19 protein-coding genes are annotated in these 19575 nt (G+C 72.6%); 7 read left to right on the forward strand and 12 right to left on the reverse strand.

What is annotated here, in order from left to right; all coding sequences use genetic code 11:
• On the forward strand, positions 1-2864 hold a 2864-nt coding region (locus ONA70_RS23825), incomplete at its 5' end, for an FG-GAP-like repeat-containing protein (RefSeq protein WP_265008700.1).
• A gap of 65 nt (positions 2865-2929) precedes the next feature.
• On the opposite strand, the gene ONA70_RS23830 is transcribed toward ONA70_RS23825, so the two are convergent.
• The 5 genes from ONA70_RS23830 to ONA70_RS23850 all read right to left on the reverse strand — a co-directional run bounded on the left by ONA70_RS23830 (position 2930) and on the right by ONA70_RS23850 (position 7195).
• Positions 2930-4225 (reverse strand): hypothetical protein, encoded by a 1296-nt coding sequence (locus tag ONA70_RS23830; RefSeq protein ID WP_265008701.1) that lies wholly within the window; start codon positions 4223-4225, stop codon positions 2930-2932.
• A 254-nt stretch (positions 4226-4479) separates the two neighbouring features.
• Positions 4480-4815: a YrdB family protein gene (locus ONA70_RS23835; protein ID WP_265008702.1), complete on the reverse strand. Its 336-nt coding sequence runs from the start codon at positions 4813-4815 to the stop codon at positions 4480-4482.
• Complete coding sequence (locus ONA70_RS23840) at positions 4815-5381, reverse strand: TetR/AcrR family transcriptional regulator (RefSeq protein WP_265008703.1); 567 nt, start codon at positions 5379-5381, stop codon at positions 4815-4817. Before ONA70_RS23840 ends, ONA70_RS23835 begins: the two co-directional genes overlap by 1 nt.
• Positions 5374-6174, reverse strand: a complete 801-nt coding sequence (locus tag ONA70_RS23845) for an alpha/beta fold hydrolase (RefSeq protein ID WP_265008704.1) — start codon at positions 6172-6174, stop codon at positions 5374-5376. The genes ONA70_RS23840 and ONA70_RS23845 overlap by 8 nt, the downstream gene beginning before the upstream one ends.
• Positions 6175-6274: 100 nt before the next feature.
• A complete protein-coding gene (locus ONA70_RS23850; RefSeq protein ID WP_265008705.1) occupies positions 6275-7195 on the reverse strand; it encodes a proline dehydrogenase family protein in 921 nt (306 codons plus the stop codon).
• A 119-nt stretch (positions 7196-7314) separates the two neighbouring features.
• On the opposite strand from ONA70_RS23850, the gene ONA70_RS23855 reads away from it, so the two are divergent.
• From ONA70_RS23855 to ONA70_RS23865, 3 genes are read left to right on the forward strand one after another with little or no spacing between them, the layout of a single operon-like run.
• Complete coding sequence (locus ONA70_RS23855; protein ID WP_265008706.1) at positions 7315-7587, forward strand: hypothetical protein; 273 nt, start codon at positions 7315-7317, stop codon at positions 7585-7587.
• Between the two features lies 1 nt (position 7588).
• Positions 7589-8755, forward strand: coding sequence for a glutathionylspermidine synthase family protein (locus tag ONA70_RS23860; protein WP_265008707.1), 1167 nt, complete (start codon positions 7589-7591; stop codon positions 8753-8755).
• Positions 8756-8774: 19 nt separating this feature from the next.
• Positions 8775-9350: a CGNR zinc finger domain-containing protein gene (locus ONA70_RS23865; RefSeq protein ID WP_265008708.1), complete on the forward strand. Its 576-nt coding sequence runs from the start codon at positions 8775-8777 to the stop codon at positions 9348-9350.
• Between the two features lie 28 nt (positions 9351-9378).
• On the opposite strand, the gene ONA70_RS23870 is transcribed toward ONA70_RS23865, so the two are convergent.
• Positions 9379-10185: a sugar phosphate isomerase/epimerase family protein gene (locus tag ONA70_RS23870; protein WP_265008709.1), complete on the reverse strand. Its 807-nt coding sequence runs from the start codon at positions 10183-10185 to the stop codon at positions 9379-9381.
• Positions 10186-10260: 75 nt separating this feature from the next.
• Positions 10261-11205 (reverse strand): Ppx/GppA phosphatase family protein, encoded by a 945-nt coding sequence (locus ONA70_RS23875; RefSeq protein ID WP_265008710.1) that lies wholly within the window; start codon positions 11203-11205, stop codon positions 10261-10263.
• A 74-nt stretch (positions 11206-11279) separates the two neighbouring features.
• On the opposite strand from ONA70_RS23875, the gene ONA70_RS23880 reads away from it, so the two are divergent.
• Positions 11280-12098 carry a hypothetical protein gene (locus tag ONA70_RS23880; protein WP_265008711.1) on the forward strand — a complete coding sequence of 273 codons (819 nt, stop codon included), beginning with the start codon at positions 11280-11282 and terminating at the stop codon, positions 12096-12098.
• A 5-nt stretch (positions 12099-12103) separates the two neighbouring features.
• Here the strand turns inward: ONA70_RS23880 and ONA70_RS23885 are convergent, their stop codons facing one another.
• From ONA70_RS23885 to ONA70_RS23905, 5 genes are read right to left on the reverse strand one after another with little or no spacing between them, the layout of a single operon-like run.
• Positions 12104-13282 carry an MFS transporter gene (locus tag ONA70_RS23885; protein WP_265008712.1) on the reverse strand — a complete coding sequence of 393 codons (1179 nt, stop codon included), beginning with the start codon at positions 13280-13282 and terminating at the stop codon, positions 12104-12106.
• Complete coding sequence (locus ONA70_RS23890; protein WP_265008713.1) at positions 13283-13675, reverse strand: universal stress protein; 393 nt, start codon at positions 13673-13675, stop codon at positions 13283-13285.
• A complete protein-coding gene (locus ONA70_RS23895) occupies positions 13672-15174 on the reverse strand; it encodes a tripartite tricarboxylate transporter permease (RefSeq protein WP_265008714.1) in 1503 nt (500 codons plus the stop codon). The genes ONA70_RS23890 and ONA70_RS23895 overlap by 4 nt, the downstream gene beginning before the upstream one ends.
• Positions 15175-15915 (reverse strand): tripartite tricarboxylate transporter TctB family protein, encoded by a 741-nt coding sequence (locus ONA70_RS23900; protein WP_265008715.1) that lies wholly within the window; start codon positions 15913-15915, stop codon positions 15175-15177.
• Complete coding sequence (locus ONA70_RS23905) at positions 15912-16919, reverse strand: Bug family tripartite tricarboxylate transporter substrate binding protein (RefSeq protein WP_265008716.1); 1008 nt, start codon at positions 16917-16919, stop codon at positions 15912-15914. Before ONA70_RS23905 ends, ONA70_RS23900 begins: the two co-directional genes overlap by 4 nt.
• Positions 16920-17018: 99 nt before the next feature.
• Here ONA70_RS23905 and ONA70_RS23910 point away from each other — a divergent pair, with 99 nt between their 5' ends.
• Both ONA70_RS23910 and ONA70_RS23915 read left to right on the forward strand, forming a co-directional pair.
• The gene (locus ONA70_RS23910) at positions 17019-18659 is read left to right on the forward strand and encodes a sensor histidine kinase (protein ID WP_265008717.1); all 1641 of its coding nucleotides are present in this window, start codon (positions 17019-17021) and stop codon (positions 18657-18659) included.
• On the forward strand, positions 18656-19330 hold the full coding sequence (locus ONA70_RS23915; protein ID WP_265008718.1) for a response regulator: 675 nt from the start codon (positions 18656-18658) through the stop codon (positions 19328-19330). Before ONA70_RS23910 ends, ONA70_RS23915 begins: the two co-directional genes overlap by 4 nt.
• Positions 19331-19575: the final 245 nt, after the last annotated feature.

The raw sequence follows: 19575 nt of genomic DNA on the forward strand, positions 1-19575 counted from the left end.
GCAGCACGGTCGGTGACGGTTCGGTCTCCCTCTACGCGCCGGTCTCGGACCCCAACGGCGGCACCCTCGGCGTCAGCTTCAAACTCTGGAAGACCAGCGACACCGCCCAGACGGCCATCGCCTCCTCCGACCCCAACCTGCTCACCGTCAGCTCCGGCAGCACAGCGGTACTCGTCGTCCCGGTCGACAAGTTCCGCACCGCCGCCGGTGGTGCCGTCACCAACTTCTCCTGGAAGGTCCAGGCCACCGACTTCCGCACCCCCAGCGACTGGTCCGCCACCTGCACGTTCGCCTTCGACCCCACCCGGCCCGGCCCGCCGTCGGTGAGCGATGCCCCAGCCGGCACCACGATCGGGCAGCCCGCCACGTTCACCGTCACCAAGGGCACCAGCACGACCGTCCCGAGCAGCTACGTCTACCAACTCAACGCGGGCGCGCCGGTCGAGGTCACCGCGGACAGCGCCGGGACGGCCAGCATCTCGGTCGCGCCGACCCGGTTCACCAACACCCTCACCGTCACGAGCATCTCGGCGGGTGGAAACTTCGGTGACGCGGCGAGTGTGGTCTTCAACGCCGACCCGGCGGCCGTCGCGGCCGACGGTGACCTCACCGGCGACGACGTGCCCGACGTGCTCACCGTCGGCGCCGCCAACGCCATGCCCTCCGGCCTCTGGCTCGGCAGCGGAAACGGAAACGCCGGCATCGACAAGGTCGGGACGAACATCGGGGCCCGGGGCAACGGCGTGACCGGGCAGAACGTGCCGGCCGACTTCGACGGCGCGCAGGCCGTCACCGGCCACTTCACCGGCACCGGCCTCCAGGACGTCCTCGTCTACTACCCCACCGGCACCAACGCCGGCGGCGGCGGAGTCCTGCGCGCCAACGGCGACGGCAGCGTCATCCAGGCCCAGCTCAGCGGCAACCAGTTCACCGTCGTGAGCGACCTGCTCGTCGACGGCGACGGCAACTCACCCATCCAGGTGGCCAACGCTGGCGACAGCCGCCGCATCGCCGACCCCAGCAACCCCACTCCCATCCCCGACCTCATCGGCACCAGCGGCAACGCCACCACCGGCTACCACCTCACCTACTACCAGAATGGCGCCGCACCCGGCCTCTACTTCAACCCCGCCCCCCTGACCACCACCACCCCCACCGGCGACATGAACTGGGACCAGTGGACCCTCACCACTGCCCAACTCGCCGGCGGCAGCGCCATGTACCTGTGGAACAAGACCACCGGCGCCCTGCACCTCTGGACCGACCTCACCGTCAACCCCGACACCGGCCAACTCACCTACACCCCGTACAACCTCGGCCTGTGGAACGCCGGCCAGAACCTCGCCCTCCGCGCGGGGGACGTCAACGCCGACGGTGCTCCCGATCTCTGGGCGATCGGGGCCAACTCCACCATCACCACCTGGACGGCCAGCAACCTGGCCAACGGCACCGGCACCATCGCCAGCGCTGCCAGCCAGGGTCTGATCACGTCCAACCACGCCTGGCAGCTCGACGACGCCGAGTCCGGCACCGTGACCACCGCCCGCGACACGGTCGGCAGCCTCTCCGCCACCGGCAACAGCGGTGTCACCTGGAGCACCGGTGACATGTTCGACCCGGACGCTGTCTTCAACGGCACCAACGGCACGCTCACCACCAGCGGGCCCGCGGTCAACACGAGCACGGACTTCTCGCTCTCGGTCTGGGTCAAGCCCACCGCCACCGGCGGCACCGTCCTCTCCCAGGACGGCGTCAACACCGCCGGCTTCAAGCTGTGGGCCGAGAGCTCGGACATGTCCTGGCGCTTCGCCATGTCGCGCAGCGACGTCGCCAGCCCGGTCTGGGACACCGTGAGCAGTGGGGCCAACACCGTGCGGCTCGGCGTGTGGACCCAGCTGACGGTGACCTTCAAGCCCGCCGGCGGCAACCTCAGCAACATGTACCTGTACGTCAACGACCGCAACGTCGCGGCGACGGCACACTCGACGGTGTGGAACGCCGGCGGCGGCTTCCGCATCGGCAGCCTCAAGACCGGCACCAGCAGCGTCGCCAGCTACTTCAAGGGTGAGCTGTCGTTCGTGCAGGCGTGGGACTCGGTGACCCTCAACCCGACGCCGGCGGCGCATGACCTGACCGGCGACGGTAAGCCGGACATCGTCACGGCGGACTCGTCGGGCGTCCTGTGGCTGCGGGCCAACACCGGTGGCACCGGCACCGCCACCTTCGCCGCCCCGGTGAAGATCGGCCAGGGCTGGTACCCCTACCGCTGGGACATCGCGGACTGGACGCAGGACGGCCTGGCCGACGTCATGGCCGTGGACAGCGAAGGCCTGCTCTGGGTCTACCCGAACGTGAACGGTGCCCCCAGTTACGCCAACCGCACCCAGCTCGGCGTCCAGTGGGGCGACTACACCCACGCCTCCGGCAACGCGAACACCAACAAGCGTCCGGACCACTTCGGCATCAAGAACTCGACCGGTGAGCTGTTCTACTACCCGAACGGCTGCTGCAAGGTGCAGGTGGGTCGGTCCGGCTGGTCGAACTACCGCATCTACCCGTACGACTGGGACCACGACGGGCTCGACGACCTCATCGCGATCGACCCGGCGGGTGGCATGTACTACTACCCGAACACCGGCCAGTCCGGTCTGGCGATGTTCGGCACCCGGAAGCAGATCGGCACCGGCTGGAGCACCTACCGGGTGGCCATCGCCGACGTGAACACCGACGGCTCCCCGGACGCCGTGGCGATCGACTCCGCCGGCAACGCCTGGGTGTACCCGGGTCGGGGAGGCATCTACTGGGGTCCCCGCTACCAGGTGGCCAGCGGCTGGAGCACCACCGCGGTCAGGGCCATCGGCTGACCGGGTACCGCGCGGGTCTGGTGCCCGGATGCCGGAAGGCGTCCGGGCACCATCCGTTTCCTGGCTCAGTCTCCGACCACCGCCCGGACGTAGGCGACGCAGTCGTCGTGCAGGGCAGACCAGGGCTCGCCGAACACCTCGTCGGCGGCGGCGTCCACCGACCGGCGCTCGTGCACCACGGCCCGGAAGAAGTCGAGCACCCGCTGCTCGCCGTACCGGTCGACCAGGTGGCGGACGGCCAGGTAGCCGACGCCGTAGGCGCCCCCGACCCGGTCGTCGGCCGCGTCGTCGGCGGGCGCCAGCGAGTCCAGTCGGCCGTTCCAACCGCCACGGACGAGCCGGCGCACCTCGGCCAGGCCCTCGTACCGGTCGACCGGCTGGCCGTCCACGCCCGCGTACTCGGCCAGGCCCTCCACCAGCCACCAGCTCGACCGGTCGGAGTAACCCCGGTCGGGCAGCGAGGCGGCGTGGGTCAACTCGTGCCGGAGCAGGTCGTCGACCCCGGCGGGTGAGAGGCTCTGGGCGTTCAGCACGACGTCGTGGTGCCCGCCGCCGACGCCGACCGCGTAGCCGGCCGTCCACTTCGGGCGGCCGCCGCCGTACCAGCGCTGCCACTCCGTCCGCCCGGCGTAGAAGACCAGGTAGCGGTCCGGCGGGGTGCGGTCCACCGCGTACCGGTCGGCGACCTTCGCGGCGGCCTCGGCTGTGGCGAGCAGGCCGGGCAGCTTGGCCCGCTGGGCGGGTGTGGTGGCGACGACGCTTCGCTTCCCGACCGCCACCGCGAGGTCGCTGACCTCCCACGGTCGGACGCCGGCCGACTTCGCCCGGGACTCCTCCACGGCGACCAGCCGGGGCGCCTCCCCCGCCAGCCGCCACCGGGTGCCGATCTCCACGGTGCTCGGCGTGCAGCCCGGCACCACGAAGCAGTACCCGACAGTGACCGGTAGTCGCCACTCCCCCGGCCGCCCGTCCACCGCCACCGGCAGCCCCTCGACCGTCGGCCGCCACACGGTCACCCGCAGTGCGCGCAGCGCGGCGTACCGGCGGCTCAGCGCGGGGCGGGTCGCCGGCTCGGCGACCGCGAGGAAGCCGGCCCGGTCGCCGCCGAGCAGCGCGGTGGCCTGCCGGTCGAGCTGGGCGGTCATCCGCTGGCCGAGGCGGCGGGCGGCCACCGTGGTCGGGTCGTCGGCGCGGCCGGCGGCCGGGCGTCCGGCCGCGTGCCCCACCAGGCCGACCAGGAGTACGCCGGGCGCACCGCACGCCACCAGGACGAGCACCAGGGCGAGCCCGATCCACAGCGGCCGACGCCGCTCGCCGCGGCTCTCCGCCGGGCCGGCGGGCCGCTCGTCACCGTCGGTCACCGGCGAAGGGTACGACCAATCGGGCGATCCGGCCAGAGCCCGAGCGCGTCGCTGATGCTGCGGCCGGCCCGCCCCCCATCCGGCGGTGACAGGTTCACGCCGCCTTTCGAGCTGATGTCGTAAACGAATCAGGGTGCGGCAGCGAGCCGGGTGACCGACTCCGATTTGCGGTGTCATCCCGGCAGCGCCGGGAGCCGGCCCACCCGGACGGGCAGGCCGACCCGGGGCAGGCACGCCAGCCCGGGCGGGCCGAATCAGACCGGATCGCCGAGGGCGGTGAGCAGCGCCTTATCGACCGCCCAGACGGCCACCAGCACGGCCCCGGGCACCGGCCGCCCGGCCAGCGCGAGCAGCAGCCCGCCGGTGAGGAAGCAGGCGGCCTGGACGCCGAGCTTGGCCGGGGCGGGCAGCGGCACGTTGGCCCTCGGCGAGCAGAACACGCCCCACACGACAGCGATCAGCAGCGGCGCGCCGAGGCCGGCGAGCAGGCGCGCCGGCCAGCGGGCGTCGAGGGTGAAGCCCCACCAGCCGGCGGCGACGAGCAGCGCCAACTCCAGCAGGAAGGCGAGCGCCAGCAGCGTGGCCTTCATCAGGACCTCCAGTCCCGGTACGCGGTGTCCAACGCGGCCACCATCTGGTCGAAGGAGCGGTCGACGTCACGGGGCAGCCCGAACCCACCGGCCGCCTCGAGGGTGATGAAACCGTGGACGGCGGCCCGGAACATCCGGGTGGCGTCGACGGCCGCGTCGCCGTCGAGGCCGTATCCGTGCAGGATCGCGTAGATCGCACGGACGGCCCGCTCGGCGGCGGCGAGGTGCTCGGGGTCCGCAGGGTCGGGGGCCCGCTGCGTGGCCGGGTAGCGGCCGGGGTGCCGGCGGGCGTAGTCGCGGAACGCCGCGGCGACCGCGCGCAGCGCGTCACCGCCGGCCCGGCCCGCGGCGGCCGTGGTCAGCTCGGTCGCGACCTCGGCGGTGGCCAGGACGGCGAGCTTCTGGTGCAGGGCGTCGACGCCCTTGACGTGCTTGTAGAGGCTGGGCAGCGCGACGCCGAGCCGGCTGGCGACCGCCGCCAGGGTGAGCCGGTCGTGGCCGACCTCGTCGGCGAGCACGGCCGCCTCGCGGACCACCGCCTGCGGGCTGAGGCCAGCCCTAGGCACGGGAGGTCACCGCCAGGAACTCGGCGAGGTCGGCGGCGGTGGCATCGGGCTGGTCGGCGTGCGGGTAGTGACCGGAGTCGGCGATCATGCGCGCCTCGGCGATGGGGAAGAGTCGCCGCGCGGCCCGCGCCTCGGCGCCCGGGTCCTTGAAGTCCGGGTCCTTCGTGCCCATCAGCACCAGCACCGGCTGCCGCACCTCCCGGGTCCGCGCGGTCCAGTGCGGCTCGACCGGCTCGATCACGCCGCGCACCGCGGCCATCCGGCCGCGCAGCTTGGCGACCATCTCCTTCCGGTACGCGGCGTCGTCGGCCGGCCGCCCGCACGGGAAGAGCGTGCGGTGGAACATCCCGAACAGTCGGGGGCTGCGCAGCACGACCGCCTGGGCCAGCCGCATCACCGGGTTCGGCTTCGCCTGGGACACGAACGGGCTGACCTGGACGATGCCGTTGACCAGCTCGGGCGCGTCGGCGGCGGCGAAGACGATCGCCGCCCCGCTGGACGAGCTGCCGACCAGGGTGGCCGGGCCGCCGCCGAGCGCCCGGACCACGGCGAGCAGGTCAGCGCCGACCGCCGACGGAGCGTACGTGGGCCAGTGGGCGCTGGAGTCGCCGTGCCCCCGGACGTCGACCGAGGCCACCCGGTAGCCGGCGGCCACCAGCCGGGGCACCAGGTGCCGGAAGGTCGCCCGGTTCTCCCCCATGCCGTGCGAGAGGACCACCAGCGGGCCCTCCCCGTGCACCTCGTACGCGATGGTCCCGCCGTCCCGCGACACCTGGCTAATCTTCATAGCCATAAAGCTAATGTTGTTAGCTTTCTCCGTCAAGCCTGTCCGGGAAACACGGAACGGGCCGGCGGGACATCCGTCCCACCGGCCCGTTCGGCGGACCGTCAGATCACTTCTTCGAGACCAGCGCGCGGCCGAAGAACATCAGGTTGGCGGGGCGCTCGGCCAGCCGTCGCATCAGGTAGCCGTACCACTGGTCGCCGTACGGGACGTAGGTGCGCATCGTGTAGCCCTCACCGACCAGGCGCTTCTGCTCGTCGGGGCGGATGCCGTACAGCATCTGGAACTCGAAGCGGTCCGGCCCGCGGTCGAACCAGCGCGCCCGGTCCTCGCCGATCGCGATCAGCCGCGGGTCGTGGGTGGCCAGCATCGGGTAGCCGTCCCCGGCCATCAGCACGTTCATGCAGCGCACGTACGACTTGTCCACCTCGCGGGCGGACTGGAAGGCCACCGACTCCGGCTCCTTGTACGCGCCCTTGCAGAGCCGCACCCGCGACCCGGCGCCGGACAGCTCCCGGCAGTCCGACTCGGTACGCCGCAGGTACGCCTGCAGCACCGCGCCGGTCGACGGGTAGTCCTTACGCAGCTTGGCGAGGACGTCCAGGGTCGAGTCGGTGGTGGTGTGGTCCTCCATGTCCAGGGTGACCGTGGTGCCCGCCGCGTCGGCCGCCGCGCAGATCGCCCGCGCGTTGTCGTACGCGAGCTGCTCGTCGAACATCTGCCCGAGCGCGGAGAGCTTCACGCTGACCTCGGCGGCCGGGGTGAGCTCGGCGGCGGAGAGCAGGCGCAGCAGCTTGAGGTACTCGTCCCGGGTGGCGTTCGCCTGCTCGGGGGTGGTGGTGTCCTCGCCCAGATAGTCGAGGGTCACCATTTGGCCGTCCGTGACGAGTGCGCGGGTCGCGCGCAGTGCGTCGTCGGTGCCGGCGCCGGCGACGAACCGGCGGACGACGTCCCGGGTGAACGGGGCCGTCGCGACGAGCCGCTCGACCTGGGATGACCGGGAGGCGGCGAGGATGACGGAACGGAGCATGAGCCGAGCGTAACCCCCGCCTGCGGGCCCGCGCCGGGGGGCGGCGGGCAACGTCACGCTGCGCTCCGACCGCGCCGGCAGGACGGCCGATCTGGCGCCCGTCCGTTACAACGGATCACGTGGAACCCCGCCCCCGCCCCCGCCGCCGGCTCCGGTCGGCCACCGTCCAGCTCGGCACGCTCACCGTCCTGGCGCTCACCCTCTCCGGCTGCAACCTGACCGACGACGATGACGACTGCGCCCTCGGCCCGGCCGGGGGCGGCGGTGACACCGTCGCGCTGGCCCTCCGGAACCCCGCGCCGGCCGTCGCCCGGGACACCCCCGCCCCGGCCGCCGCCGCGCTGCCCGAGCGTGGTGGCTTCGGCACCCACCTCGCCTCCTGCGGCGGTTGACGTGCGGCGCGAGGCCAGCATCCCGCGCCCCGACTGGGACGCCACCATCCGCAGCCAGGGCCTGGTGTACGTCGACACCGAGCTGCCCGACGGCGAGATCATGTCGTACTGGGACGAGACCGCCGCGTACGCCTTCGAGTTGGACGAGGTGCTCCGGCTGGAGGCGGCGACCGAGGAACTGCACCGGATGTCGGTCGCCGCCGCCGAGCACATCGTCGCCCGGAACCGGTACGCCGAGTTCGGCATCCCGGCCTGGGCGGCGGAGGCGGTCGCCCGGTCGCTGCGGGAAACCCCGCCGACCCTCTACGGCCGCTTCGACCTCTGCTACGACGGCAGCTGGCCGCCCAAGCTGCTGGAGTACAACGCCGACACCCCGACCTCGCTGGTCGAGGCGAGCATCGTGCAGTGGTACTGGCTGGAGCACACCCGGCCCGAGGCGGACCAGTGGAACAGCCTGCACGAGCGGCTGGTCGGGGCCTGGGCCAAGATCGGCGCCGGGCTGCACGACCCGCGGGTGCACGTGGTCTGGTCGGCCGAGGAGGAGTCCGGCGAGGATCAGATCACCGCCGGCTACCTGGCCGAGACGGCGCGTCAGGCCGGGCTGGACGTCACGTTCATGCCGATCCAGCAGATCGGCTGGGACGGGCGGCGCCTCGTGGACGCCGACGACCGGCCGATCACCACCTGCTTCAAGCTCTATCCCTGGGAGTGGATGCTGGCCGAGCCGTACGGGCGGCCGGCCCTGGAGCCGGGCACCCCGACCACCTGGATCGAACCGGCCTGGAAGCTACTCCTGTCGAACAAGGCACTGCTGGCGGTGCTCTGGGAGCTGTACCCGGGGCACGACTACCTGCTGCCGGCGTACCTGGACTCGCCGCGCGGGATGACCGAGTACGTGGCGAAGCCGCTGCTCGGCCGGGAGGGCGGCTCGGTACGCATCGTCACCGCGGGCGGCGAGATCACCAGCCCCGGGATCTACGGCGACGAGGGTTTCTGCTACCAGGAGTTCCGGGCGCTGCCCGAGTTCGCCGGCAACCGGACGGTGCTGGGCAGCTGGATCGTCGACGGCGAGTCGGCCGGGGCCGGCGTGCGGGAGAGCGAGAGCCTCATCACAGACGGTTACGCGCGGTTCCTGCCCCACTACATCGACGCGCCGCGTACCCCGTGAGTCGTCTACGGTTGATGTCGTGAACTTCGACGCGTACGCCCGGACCGGCGTTGATCTGGTCAACGCCCGTCTGGACGACCTCGACGACCTGCGGGCCCTCTTTCCCGACGACAACGCGTGGATGCGCGACGAGGTCGCGGAGCGGGACCTGGCGATCTTCCGGCGGGCGCAGAAGCGCCTGCGCGACGTCTTCGAATACGGCACCTCGGGCCGGGACGCCGAGGCGGTGACGGAGCTGAACGCGCTGCTGGAGGCCTTCCCGGTGCAGCCGCGCATCTCCGGCCACGACTCCAGCGACTGGCACATGCACGTGACCAGCCGGGGTGCCTCGGTCTCGTCCGAATACCTGGCCGGCGCGGTCTGGGGCCTGTCGGTGTGGCTGTGCGAGTACGGCAGCGCCCGGTTCGGCGTCTGCGCGGACGAGCGCTGCGGCAACGTCTACCTGGACACCTCGTCGAACTGCTGCCGGCGGTTCTGCTCGGAGCGCTGCGCCACCCGCTCGCACGTGGCGGCGCACCGGGCCCGCAAGCGGGCCGCCGTCGGCGAGCAGGTCAGCGTCCCCGCCCAGGCGGAGACCCTCACTCCGGTCAGCTGACGCCGAAAACTCCAGCTCGGCGCGCCGGTCAGGCGTCGACCGGGGACGGGGCGGTCAGGTTGGCGCGGGCGAATTCGAGTGCCACCCGCAGGTCGGCCTCGCGGACGGCGCGGCTCTTCGCGCCCCGGGTGGTGACCTCCACCGCGACCGAGCCGGTGAAGCCCCGGCCGGCCAGCGAGCGGAGCAGCTCCGCGCAGGGCTGGCCACCGCGCCCGGGCACCAGGTGCTCGTCGCGCCCCTCGCCGGTGCCGTCGCCCAGGTGCACGTGCGCCAGGCCGGCGCCCATCCGGTCGGCCATCGCGAGCGCGTCGGTGTGCGAGGCGGCGCAGTGCGACAGGTCCAGGGTGTAGGAGGTGTAGCCGGCGTCCGTCGGGTCCCAGCCCGGGACGTACGGGACGAACTGCCGGCCGGCCATCCGCACCGGGTACATGTTCTCCACCGCGAAGCGCAGCCCGCCGAACCGCTCCTCGATCGTCGCCAGGCCCTCGGCGAAGTTGCGGGCGTAGTCCCGCTGCCAGGTGAACGGCGGGTGCACCACGACCGTGGGCGCCTCCAGGGTCTCGGCCAGCTGGGCGGCCCGGCGCAGCCGCTCCCACGGGTCGGGGCTCCACACCCGTTGGGTGACCAGCAGGCAGGGCGCGTGCACCGAGAGGACCGGTACGTCGTAGTGGTCGGCCAGGCCGCGCAGCGCGCCCGGGTCCTGGCTCACCACGTCGGTCCAGACCATCACCTCGACGCCGTCGTACCCGAGCGCCGCGGCGAGCTGGAAGGCCGCCGCGGTGCGCTCAGGGAACACCGAGGAACTGGACAGGAGCACCGGGACGTGGGTAGTCACGTCCCTCAGCGTAGCCGCCCCGGCGCGGCGCATCGGGACGAGCAACCGCAAAGCGCCCACCCCCGACGGGCCGATTCACATCGGTGCCAGCTGATCCAGCCGGCGCAGGATGACCCCCTCGCGCAGGGCCCAGGGGCAGATGTCCAGCCGGTCCACGTCGAGCCGGCGCAGCACCGCCTCGGCCACCACCGCCCCGGCGAGGAGCTGGTGGGCGCGGGCCGCGCTGACCCCCTCCAGCTCGGGCAGCTGGGCCGGTGGGATGTGCCGGATGAAACCGAGCACCTGCCGCAGTCCGGTCCGGGTCAGGCTGCGCGGAGCCCAGAGACCGGCGCCGGAGGGCGCGGCCCCGGCCAGCCGGGCGAGCATCCGGAACGTCTTCGAGGTGGCCACCGGCCGTTCCCAGCCCACCGCGGTGAGCCGCGCCAGCACCGGGTCGAGCTGCGCGTCGACGTACTCCCGCAGCTCCTCGACGGCCTCGGCGGACGGCGGCACGGTGCCGGACGGGTCGACCCGCAGCCGGTCCCGGCTCAGCCGCCCGGCACCCAGCGGCAGCGAGATCGCCACGTCCGGGTCCTCGTCGATGCCGGCGGCCAGCTCCAGCGAGCCACCGCCGATGTCCATCCCGAGCAGCCGGCCGGCGGACCACCCGAACCACCGCCGCACCGCGAGGAAGGTCATCCGCGCCTCGTCCGCGCCGGAGAGCACCTCCAGGCGTACGCCGGTCTCGTCGCGGACCCGGGCCAGCACCTCGCCGGCGTTGGTGGCCTCCCGGACCGCGCTGGTGGCGAACGCCAGCAGGTCCTCGGCGTTCAGCCCGTCCGCCGCCGCGCGGGCCATCCCGACGGCCTTGACCAGCCCGTCCGCACCCGCGTCGGTCAGCGCGCCGTCCGGGCCGATCTGCTCGGCCAGCCGGAGCACCACCTTCTCGGAGTGGGCCGGCCAGGGGTGGGCGCCGTGGTGGGCATCGACCACCAGCAGGTGCACCGTGTTGGAACCGACGTCGAGGACACCCAATCGCATGCCTTCGACCCTATGGCCCGACACTTTCCCCGGCTCGCCAGCCGCCCCCGGTCACCGCGCGTACGCTGGGCCGGGTGACAGGGCAGATCGAGCTGCAGGTGCTGGTGGACGACCCCGACGACCCGCGCAGCCGGGAGGTGGGGCTGGACTTCCCTCGGGAGTGGATCGAGTTCGTCGACCCGGCCGACGAGAAGCACGTGGTCCGGGCCGACCTGACCTGGCTGCTCTCGCACTGGACGTGCGTCTTCGGCAAGGGCTGCCACGGCATCATTGCCGGCCGGGCGGCCGACGGCTGCTGCTCGCACGGCGCGTTCTTCACCGACTCCGACGACGAGAAGCGGGTCCGGTCGGCGGTCAAGCGGCTCACTCCGGAGACCTGGCAGCACTTCCGCAAGGGCTTCAAAAACTGGACCGAGAACGACACGATCGACGGGAAGAACCCGGCCCGGCGTACGGCCACCCGCGACGTCGACGCGCCGTGCGTCTTCCTCAACGACGCCGATTTTCCGGGCGGGGGCGGCTGCGCGCTGCACGCCCAGGCGCTCCGCGACGGGGTGCACCCGCTGGAGTACAAGCCGGACGTCTGCTGGCAGCTGCCGATCCGCCGGGACCAGGACTGGCACAAGCGACCGGACAACACCAAGGTGCTGATCTCCACGCTCGCCGAGTTCGACCGGCGGGGCTGGGGCGCGGGCGGGCACGACCTGGACTGGTGGTGCACCTCCTCGACCGACGCGCACGTCGGCGCCGAGCCGATGTACCTCTCGTACGCCCCGGAGCTGACCGCGCTGATCGGCGCTCCCGCGTACGCCCGGCTGGCCGAGCTGTGCGCGGCCCGGCTGCGTCAGGGGCAGGTCGCCCCGCACCCGGCCACGGAGGAGGCCGACCGGTAGTCCGGTCAGTCCCGGTGCAGGCGGGTGGCGGCGACCGCCGCGCCGGCCAGACCCGCCGCCGTGCAGGCGAGGACGCCGGCCGCGCCGGTGCCCGCCGCGAGCGCGCCGGCTGCGCTGGGGATGAGCACCTGACCGAGCCGGTTGCCGGTGAGCCGCAGCGACATCGCACGGCCGCGCAGCCCGGGCGGAGCCACCTCGGCCAGGAACGACATGGTGAGCGGCTGCCCGGCACCGAGCCCCAACCCGGCCACGATGACCACCGCGACCAGCACCGGAAACGGTAGCGGCGGCAGCAGCAGGCCGAGCCCGACGGCCGAGAGCGCCACGGTGCCGACCAGCACGACCCGCCGTCCGAGGGCCGCGACCAGCCGGCCGAGCAGCAGCCGGGACGCCATCGAGGCGACCGCCCGGACCCCGAGCAGGACGCCGATCGAACCGGCGGCGATACCACGTTCCGTGCCGAGCGCGGGCAGGTAGACGAGGCTGATGTCGACCGCCGCCAGCACGACGCAGCTCACCGTCAGCGCGCGGACCAGGCCGGGCTGGCGGAGCAGTTCGCCCATCCCGCCGGTGCCCGATCCCTCGGTGGTGTGCCGGTGGTGTCCGGACGGGCGCAGGAACAGCGCGACGACCAGCAGCGGCAGCGCCACGACGGTGGCGCCGAGGAAGATGGCCCGGGTGTCGGGGATCGGCCGGTCGCCGCCGAAGAGCACGATCAGGCCCGGGCCGAGCGCCTGTCCCAACGAGGCGGCGAACGTGTAGTAGCCGAACGCCGCGTCGTACCGGTCGGCCGGGGTGCGGTTGGCGACCAGCGCCTGCTGGGCCACCACGGTGCAGAGGTGCGCGGTGCCGAGCGCCATGCTGGCCAGGACCAGGCCGACCACCGAGCCGGCGAGCAGCACGAAGCCGAGGCCGGCGGCGACCAGCAGGACCGACCCGGCGAGCGCCACGCGGCGCTCGCCGAGCCGGTCCACGGCGTGTCCGGAGGGGACGGCCAGCACCAGGGGTACGACGGCGAAGCTGGCCCCGAGCACGCCCAGCCAGGCCCCGGGCACATCCAGCTCCAACGCCCGGTACGCGGACGCCGGCCGGAGCATGAAGGTGACCGCCTGCACCGCGACGGTGTGCGTGAGCAGCAGAGCGGTCTGGGCGCGCCCGGGGACCGCGGAGCCCCCGGGCGCCACTCAGTCGGCCTTCACCGCGAGGACCGGGCAGGGCACCCGGAGCAGGATCTCCTGCGCGGTCGACCCCATGATCAGCTTGCCGACCGGGGTGCGGTGCCGGATGCCGATCACCACCAGCGAGATGTCCTCCGCCTCGACGATCTCGACGATCTCCTCGGCCGCGTCCCGCCCCCGCATCAGCTGCCGGACGTTGTGCGGCACCCCGGCGGAGACCAGCTCGCGGACCACCCGGTCCAGGTCCGGCTCCTGAGCAAAGCGCGGGTCGACGTACGCGTCGCCGCGCGAGGTGTTCACCACCAGCACCGGCTCGTCACGGAACCGAGCCTGCTCGATCGCGGCCTGGAGGGCCGCCTCGCCGAGCGGGGAGGGGACGTACCCCACCAGCACCGTCATGCGCTCACCAACTTTCCTCGCAGCGGACGGACCACGAACCGGCCGATCAGCGGCCAGAGGAGCACCACGGCGATCGTGGCGTAGATCAGCCAGGACACCCAGCCGCCGATGAGTCCGTGCAGCTCACCGCCGGAGAGCTGCAACGCCCGCCGGCCGTGCAGCTCGGCGCGCGGGCCGAGGATGATGCCGACGATCAGCGGCAGGATCGGCAGCCCGAACCGCCGCATGCCGAAGCCGAGCAGACCGAGGGCGAGCAGCAGGAACAGATCGAACGGCTGGGCGTTGACCGCGTACGCGCCCATCGAGGCGAAGAAGAGGATGCCGGCGTAGAGGTAGGGGCGGGGGATCCGGAGCATGCGCGCCCAGGCCGGGGCGAGCGGCAGGTTGAGCACCAGCAGCAGCAGGTTGCCGATGAAGAGGCTGGCGATCAGCGTCCACACCAGGGTGGACTCCTTCGTGAAGAGCAGCGGGCCGGGCTGGATGCCGTACCCCTCGAAGGCGGCCAGCATCACCGCGGCGGTGGCGTTGGTGGGCAGGCCCAGTGCCAGCATCGGCACCAGGGTGCCGGCGGCCGAGGCGTTGTTCGCGGCCTCCGGCCCGGCGACGCCCTCGATCGCCCCCCGGCCGAACTCCTCCGGGTGCTTCGACAGCTTCTTCTCGGTGACGTAGGACAGGAAGGTGGGGATCTCCGCCCCGCCCGCCGGCACCGCACCGAACGGGAACCCGAACGCGGTGCCGCGCAGCCACGGCCTCCAGGACCGTTTCCAGTCCTGCTTGCCCATCCACGGCTGGCCCACCGGGATCACCTCGCCGGCCTTGCGGCGCAGGTGCGCGGCGATCCAGAGCGCCTCGCCCACGGCGAAGATGCCGACCGCCACCACGACCACGTCGATGCCGTCGGCGAGCTGCGGCAGCCCGAAGGTGAGCCGCTGCTGACCGGACTGGTCGATGCCGATCACGCCGATCACCAGGCCGAGCAGCAACGAGGCGAAGCCGCGAACCCGGGACGCGCCGAGCACCGCGGTGACGGAGACGAACGCGAGCAGCATCAGCGCGAAGTAGTCGGGCGAGCCGAGACTGATCGCGAAGTCGACCACCGGCGGGGTGACCACCACCAGTAGCACGGTGGCGATGGTGCCGGCGACGAACGAGCCGATCGCCGCGGTGGCCAGCGCCTGCGCGGCCCGGCCCGCCTTCGCCATCTTGTTGCCCTCGATGGCGGTCACCACCGACGAGGACTCACCGGGGGTGTTCAGCAGGATCGAGGTGGTCGAACCGCCGTACATGCCGCCGTAGAAGATGCCGGCGAACATGATGAACGCCTGGGCCGGCTCCATGCCGTAGGTGACCGGCAGCAGCAGCGCCACGGTCATCGCCGGACCGATGCCGGGCAGCACGCCGACGGCGGTGCCGATGGTCACGCCGAGCACCGCGAACAGCAGGTTCATCGGGGTCAGCACGTGGGCGAACCCGTCGAGCAGGTTGGCGAGGTTGTCCATCTACAGGATCCCTTGCAGCACGCCGGCGGGCAGGTCGACGCCGAGCCCGATGGCGAAGGTGTAGAACGTGATCAGCGACAACGCGACGGCGATCAGCAGGTTCCGGACGTAGTGGCGGTTACCGAGCGCGAACGCCGAACCCCAGAAGAGGATGGTCCCGCTGATCACCCAGCCGAGCCGGTCGATCAGCACGGCGTTGACCAGGAACGCGCCGATCAGCAGCAGCACGGTTCGCCAGTCGATGGGGGTGGTCAGGTCGACGTCCTCGCCGGCCTCCGGCTCGCCGGCGCCCCCGCGGGCCACGTCCACCGCGTAGATCGCCGCGATGATCAGCAGCAGCACGCCGAGCAGGATCGGCACCGCCTTGGGGCCGACCGGGTCGGCCGTGTTGATCGCGTTCCCGATCCGGGTGGTCGCGTCGAAGATGACCAGCCCGCCGACCAGGGCGAGAAACGCAACGACGCCGTACTGCGCCCGGTCGGGCTTCGGTGCGGCGTCCGCCGCCGGGTCGGTTCCGGCCGCCGCCGGCTCCTCCGGGGTACGCGGCGCGCCCGGTCCGGTCGGGTCGGCAGCCTCCGCCACGGTCGGGTCGGTCGCGGCCCGCTCCGTCGGCGCGGTGGCGGCCGGCGTGGATTCGGCCGGTGCGGCCGCCGGGGTCGGCTGCGCCGGAATCTCGGGTACGGCCGGAGGCCGGGACGGCGGGTCGCCGCCCCGGTCCGGTCGGGTGGTCCTGCCGGTCATGCCAGCCCGAGCTGCTTGAGCACGTCGGCCACTGCCTTGTCCTGCTCGGTCAGGAAGGTGCCGAACTCGTCACCGGTGACGAACGCGTCGGTCCAGCCCCGCTTCTTCAGCTCGGCCTTCCACTGCTCCGAGTCGTGCATCTTGGTCAGCGCGTCGATCCAGACCTTCTTGTCGGCGTCGCTGATCCCGGGCGGCGCGACGATGCCTCGCCAGTTGGTGAAGACCAGGTCGATGCCGGAGGACTTCAGGGTCGGCACGTCCTTGAGCGCCTCGATCGGCGCCTCGCTGGTCACCGCGAGGATCCGGATCTGACCGGCCTCGACCTGGTCGAGGAACTCGCCGAAGCCGCTGGCGCCGAAGGCCACCTTGCCGCCGAGCACGGCCGGCAGCAGCTCGCCGCCGCCGTCGTACGAGACGAAGTTGACCTGGCGGGGGTCGATGCCGACGGTCTTGGCGAGCTGCATGGGCAGCAGGTGGTCCGGGCCGCCCGGGTTCGAGCCACCGCCGACCGCGAGGCCCTTCGGGTTGGCCTTCCAGGCCGTGATCAGGTCGTTGATGGTCTTGTACGGGGAGTTCTTCGGCACCACGATGGCGCCGGCCTCCTCGATCAGCTTGGCCAGCGGGGTGGTCTGGGTCAGCGTCGCCGACGACTTGGAGGTGTACGAGGCACCGACCACGCCCAGGCCCATCTGCATGGCGAGCTTGCCGTTGCCCTTCTCGTTCACGGTCCGCTGGAGGCCGACCGTGCCGCCCGCGCCGGGCAGGTTGAACACCTGGACGCCCGTAGCGATCTTGGCGTCCTCCATCACCTTCGCGGCGGTCCGGGCGGTGGTGTCGTAGCCGCTGCCGGGGCTGTTCGGCACCATGATCCGCAGCCCGGCGGCCGGCTTGCCGTCGTTGCTGGAGCCGCCCTCGTTCTTGTCGGCGGTGGCGCCACAGGCAGCCAGGGCCAGCGCCGTGGCGGCGGCGACCCCCATGACCAGCACGTTTCTCCTAGTTGCCATCTTGTTTCTCTTCCGTTTCGAATGAGTCCAGCGGCAAGATGGTGGCCTCCACCCGGGCAGCTTGTCTGCGTTGTGTCACCAGCGGAAGTTGAGGTCTTTGTGGTCGCGGTCACGTCCCGGCGTCGTACGCTCGCCGGGCAGCTGCTCATCCTCCAGCTCGCGATCATCGTCGTGGTGCTCGTGGCGGTGGCCGCCGTCTCCCTGGCCCAGTCGGCGGCGACCTTCAACCGGGTCGAGGGGCGCCGGGTCGCCACCCTGGGCGAACGGCTCGGCGGCAGCCCGCTGCTCCGCGACCAGCTCGACCGGCCCGCACCCGGCGAGGCGATCGCCCCGCTGGTGCAGACCATCTCCACCCAGTACGGCGTCACCTCGGTGACCGTCGCGAACGCCCGGGGCCGGGTGGTCGCCTCGACGAACCCGACCCTGGTGGGCAGCCCGGTGAGGCTCGGCGACCCTCAGGTGGCGCAGGGCCGGAGCTGGTTCGGCGAGCTGGAGATCGACGGGTCGCGGGAGCTGGTGGCCCAGGTGCCGGTGCTCGGCGACGACCCGGAGAAGAACCTCGGCATGTACCTCGGCGTGGTGGTGGTCGGCGAGGAGTCGCCGACCTGGTCGCAGCGGCTGGTCGGGGCGTCGTCGTACCTGCTCACCTACCTGGGCATCGCCTGCGGCCTCGGGGTGGTCGGATCGTGGCTGCTGGCCCGCCGGATCAAGCGGCAGACCCTCGGCCTGGAACCGCGGGAGATCGCCGGGCTGGCCGAGCACCGGGAGGCGCTGCTGCACGGCATCGCCGAGGGGGTGATCGCGCTGGACCCGCAGCACCGGGTCACCCTGGTCAACTCGGTCGGCCGGCGGCTGCTCGACCTGCCCGAGCACTGCCTCGGCCGCAGCCTCGCCGAGCTGCGGATCAACGGCCGGCTGCGGGACGTGCTGGCCGGCGCGGGCAGCGGCCCTGAGGCCCGGGACCAGGTGGTGGTCCGGGGCGGCCGGGTGCTGGTGATGAACCGGATGACGGTCCGCAAGGACGGCCGCCGGCTCGGTTCCGTCACCACGCTGCGGGACCGGACCGAGCTGGCCCGGCTGGAGCAGGAGATCGGCGGGTTCCGGAGCACCACGGAGCTGCTCCGGGCGCAGACCCACGAATTCGCCAACCAGTTGCACACCATCTCCGGCCTGATCCAGATCGGCGAGCACGACGAGGTGGTCCGGTACGTCGACGCGCTCAGCCGGCACCGCGCCTCGCTGGACCTCACGGTCACCAGCCGGATCCACGACACGGCGGTGGCGGCCCTGGTCATGGCCAAGTCGGCGGTCGCCGCGGAGCGCCGGGTGGAGCTGCGGATCTCCGAGCGGACCGGGCTGGACCGGCTGCCGCCGGAGCTGGCGGCGGACGTGGCCACCGTGCTCGGCAACCTGGTGGACAACGCGGTCGAGGCGGTGGCCGCCGACTCGTCCGACCGCCCCGCCTGGGTCGAGGTCGAGCTGCGTCAGGACGCCGCCTCGGTGGAGATCGTGGTCCGCGACTCCGGCCCCGGGGTCGCGCCGGAGCTGGCACAGGAGGTGTTCACCCACGGCTTCACCACGAAGGCGGCCCAGGGCGGCGAGCGGGGCATCGGACTGGCGCTCACCCGGCTGGTCTGTCACCGTCGCGGCGGCGAGGTCGCGGTGACGAACACCGACGAGGGTGCGATGTTCACGGCGCGGATGTCGGTGCCCCCGATCGTGCGTCAGGAGGCGAAATGATCGACGTACTGGTCGTCGACGACGACTTCATGGTGGCCCGGATCCACCGTGGCTTCGTCGAGCGGATCGACGGCTTCCGGGTGGTCGGTACCGCCAGCACCGGCGAGCAGGCGGTGGCCGCGGTGGCCGAACTCCGCCCCGACCTGGTCCTGCTCGACCTCTACCTGCCGGACATGTTCGGCCTGGACGTGGTGACCCGGATCCGGGCCGCCCGGTACGACTGCGACGTACTGGTGATCAGCGCCGCCCGGGAGGCCGAAGCGGTCCGTCGGGCGGTGCGCTACGGCGCGGTCAACTACCTGCTCAAGCCGTTCGGCTTCGACGAGCTGCGGACCCGCCTGGAGCAGTACGCCGCCCGCCGCACCGCGCTGCGCGCCGCCGTCGTCGCCGACCAGGCGGACGTCGACCGGGTGCTGTCCCGCAGCGGCTCGGTGACCACTGCCCCGGCCCTCCCCCGCGGGCTCAGCCCGGAGACCGCCGAACTGGTGGAACGCGCCCTGCGCGAGCACCAGGGGACGCTGTCGGCCAGCGAGTGCGCGGACCGGGTCGGCATCTCCCGGGTCAGTGCCCGTCGCTACCTGGAGCACTACGCCGGCACCGGCCGGGCGGAGGTGACCCTGAAGTACGGCACCGCCGGCCGCCCCGAGCGCCGTTACGCCTGGGTGGCCTGACCCCTCGCTGGTGCTTGGTTGCGCTCTGTGGGCTGGGGTCGCCTCAGCTTCCCCTGATCTTGGATAGTTGCCGTTCCCCGCTGACGATAACTGTCCAAGATCTCGGCAGAGACGCCGCTGGCCGGCACCCCTGTTCACGGGGTGCCGGCCAGCGGTCATGGTTCTGTGTGGGTCAGCTGTTCCAGTGCTGGGCGACCAGGTCGGCGGCCTGCTGCTCCCACTGCGCGTACGCGTCCGGGTACGCG

The sequence above is a fragment of the Micromonospora yasonensis genome, assembly GCF_026013475.1.
Taxonomy (GTDB): domain Bacteria; phylum Actinomycetota; class Actinomycetes; order Mycobacteriales; family Micromonosporaceae; genus Micromonospora; species Micromonospora yasonensis.

Bases quoted from the DNA above. Each gene is read 5' to 3' on its own strand.
- ONA70_RS23835 (WP_265008702.1), bottom strand. From the start codon at position 4,815: ATGAAGGCCACGCTGCTGGCGCTCGCCTTCCTGCTGGAGTTGGCGCTG.
- ONA70_RS23845 (WP_265008704.1), bottom strand. From the start codon at position 6,174: ATGGCTATGAAGATTAGCCAGGTGTCGCGGGACGGCGGGACCATCGCG.
- ONA70_RS23850 (WP_265008705.1), bottom strand. From the start codon at position 7,195: ATGCTCCGTTCCGTCATCCTCGCCGCCTCCCGGTCATCCCAGGTCGAG.
- ONA70_RS23875 (WP_265008710.1), bottom strand. From the start codon at position 11,205: ATGCGATTGGGTGTCCTCGACGTCGGTTCCAACACGGTGCACCTGCTG.
- ONA70_RS23890 (WP_265008713.1), bottom strand. From the start codon at position 13,675: ATGACGGTGCTGGTGGGGTACGTCCCCTCCCCGCTCGGCGAGGCGGCC.
- ONA70_RS23895 (WP_265008714.1), bottom strand. From the start codon at position 15,174: ATGGACAACCTCGCCAACCTGCTCGACGGGTTCGCCCACGTGCTGACC.
- ONA70_RS23900 (WP_265008715.1), bottom strand. From the start codon at position 15,915: ATGACCGGCAGGACCACCCGACCGGACCGGGGCGGCGACCCGCCGTCC.
- ONA70_RS23905 (WP_265008716.1), bottom strand. From the start codon at position 16,919: ATGGCAACTAGGAGAAACGTGCTGGTCATGGGGGTCGCCGCCGCCACG.
- ONA70_RS23915 (WP_265008718.1), top strand. From the start codon at position 18,656: ATGATCGACGTACTGGTCGTCGACGACGACTTCATGGTGGCCCGGATC.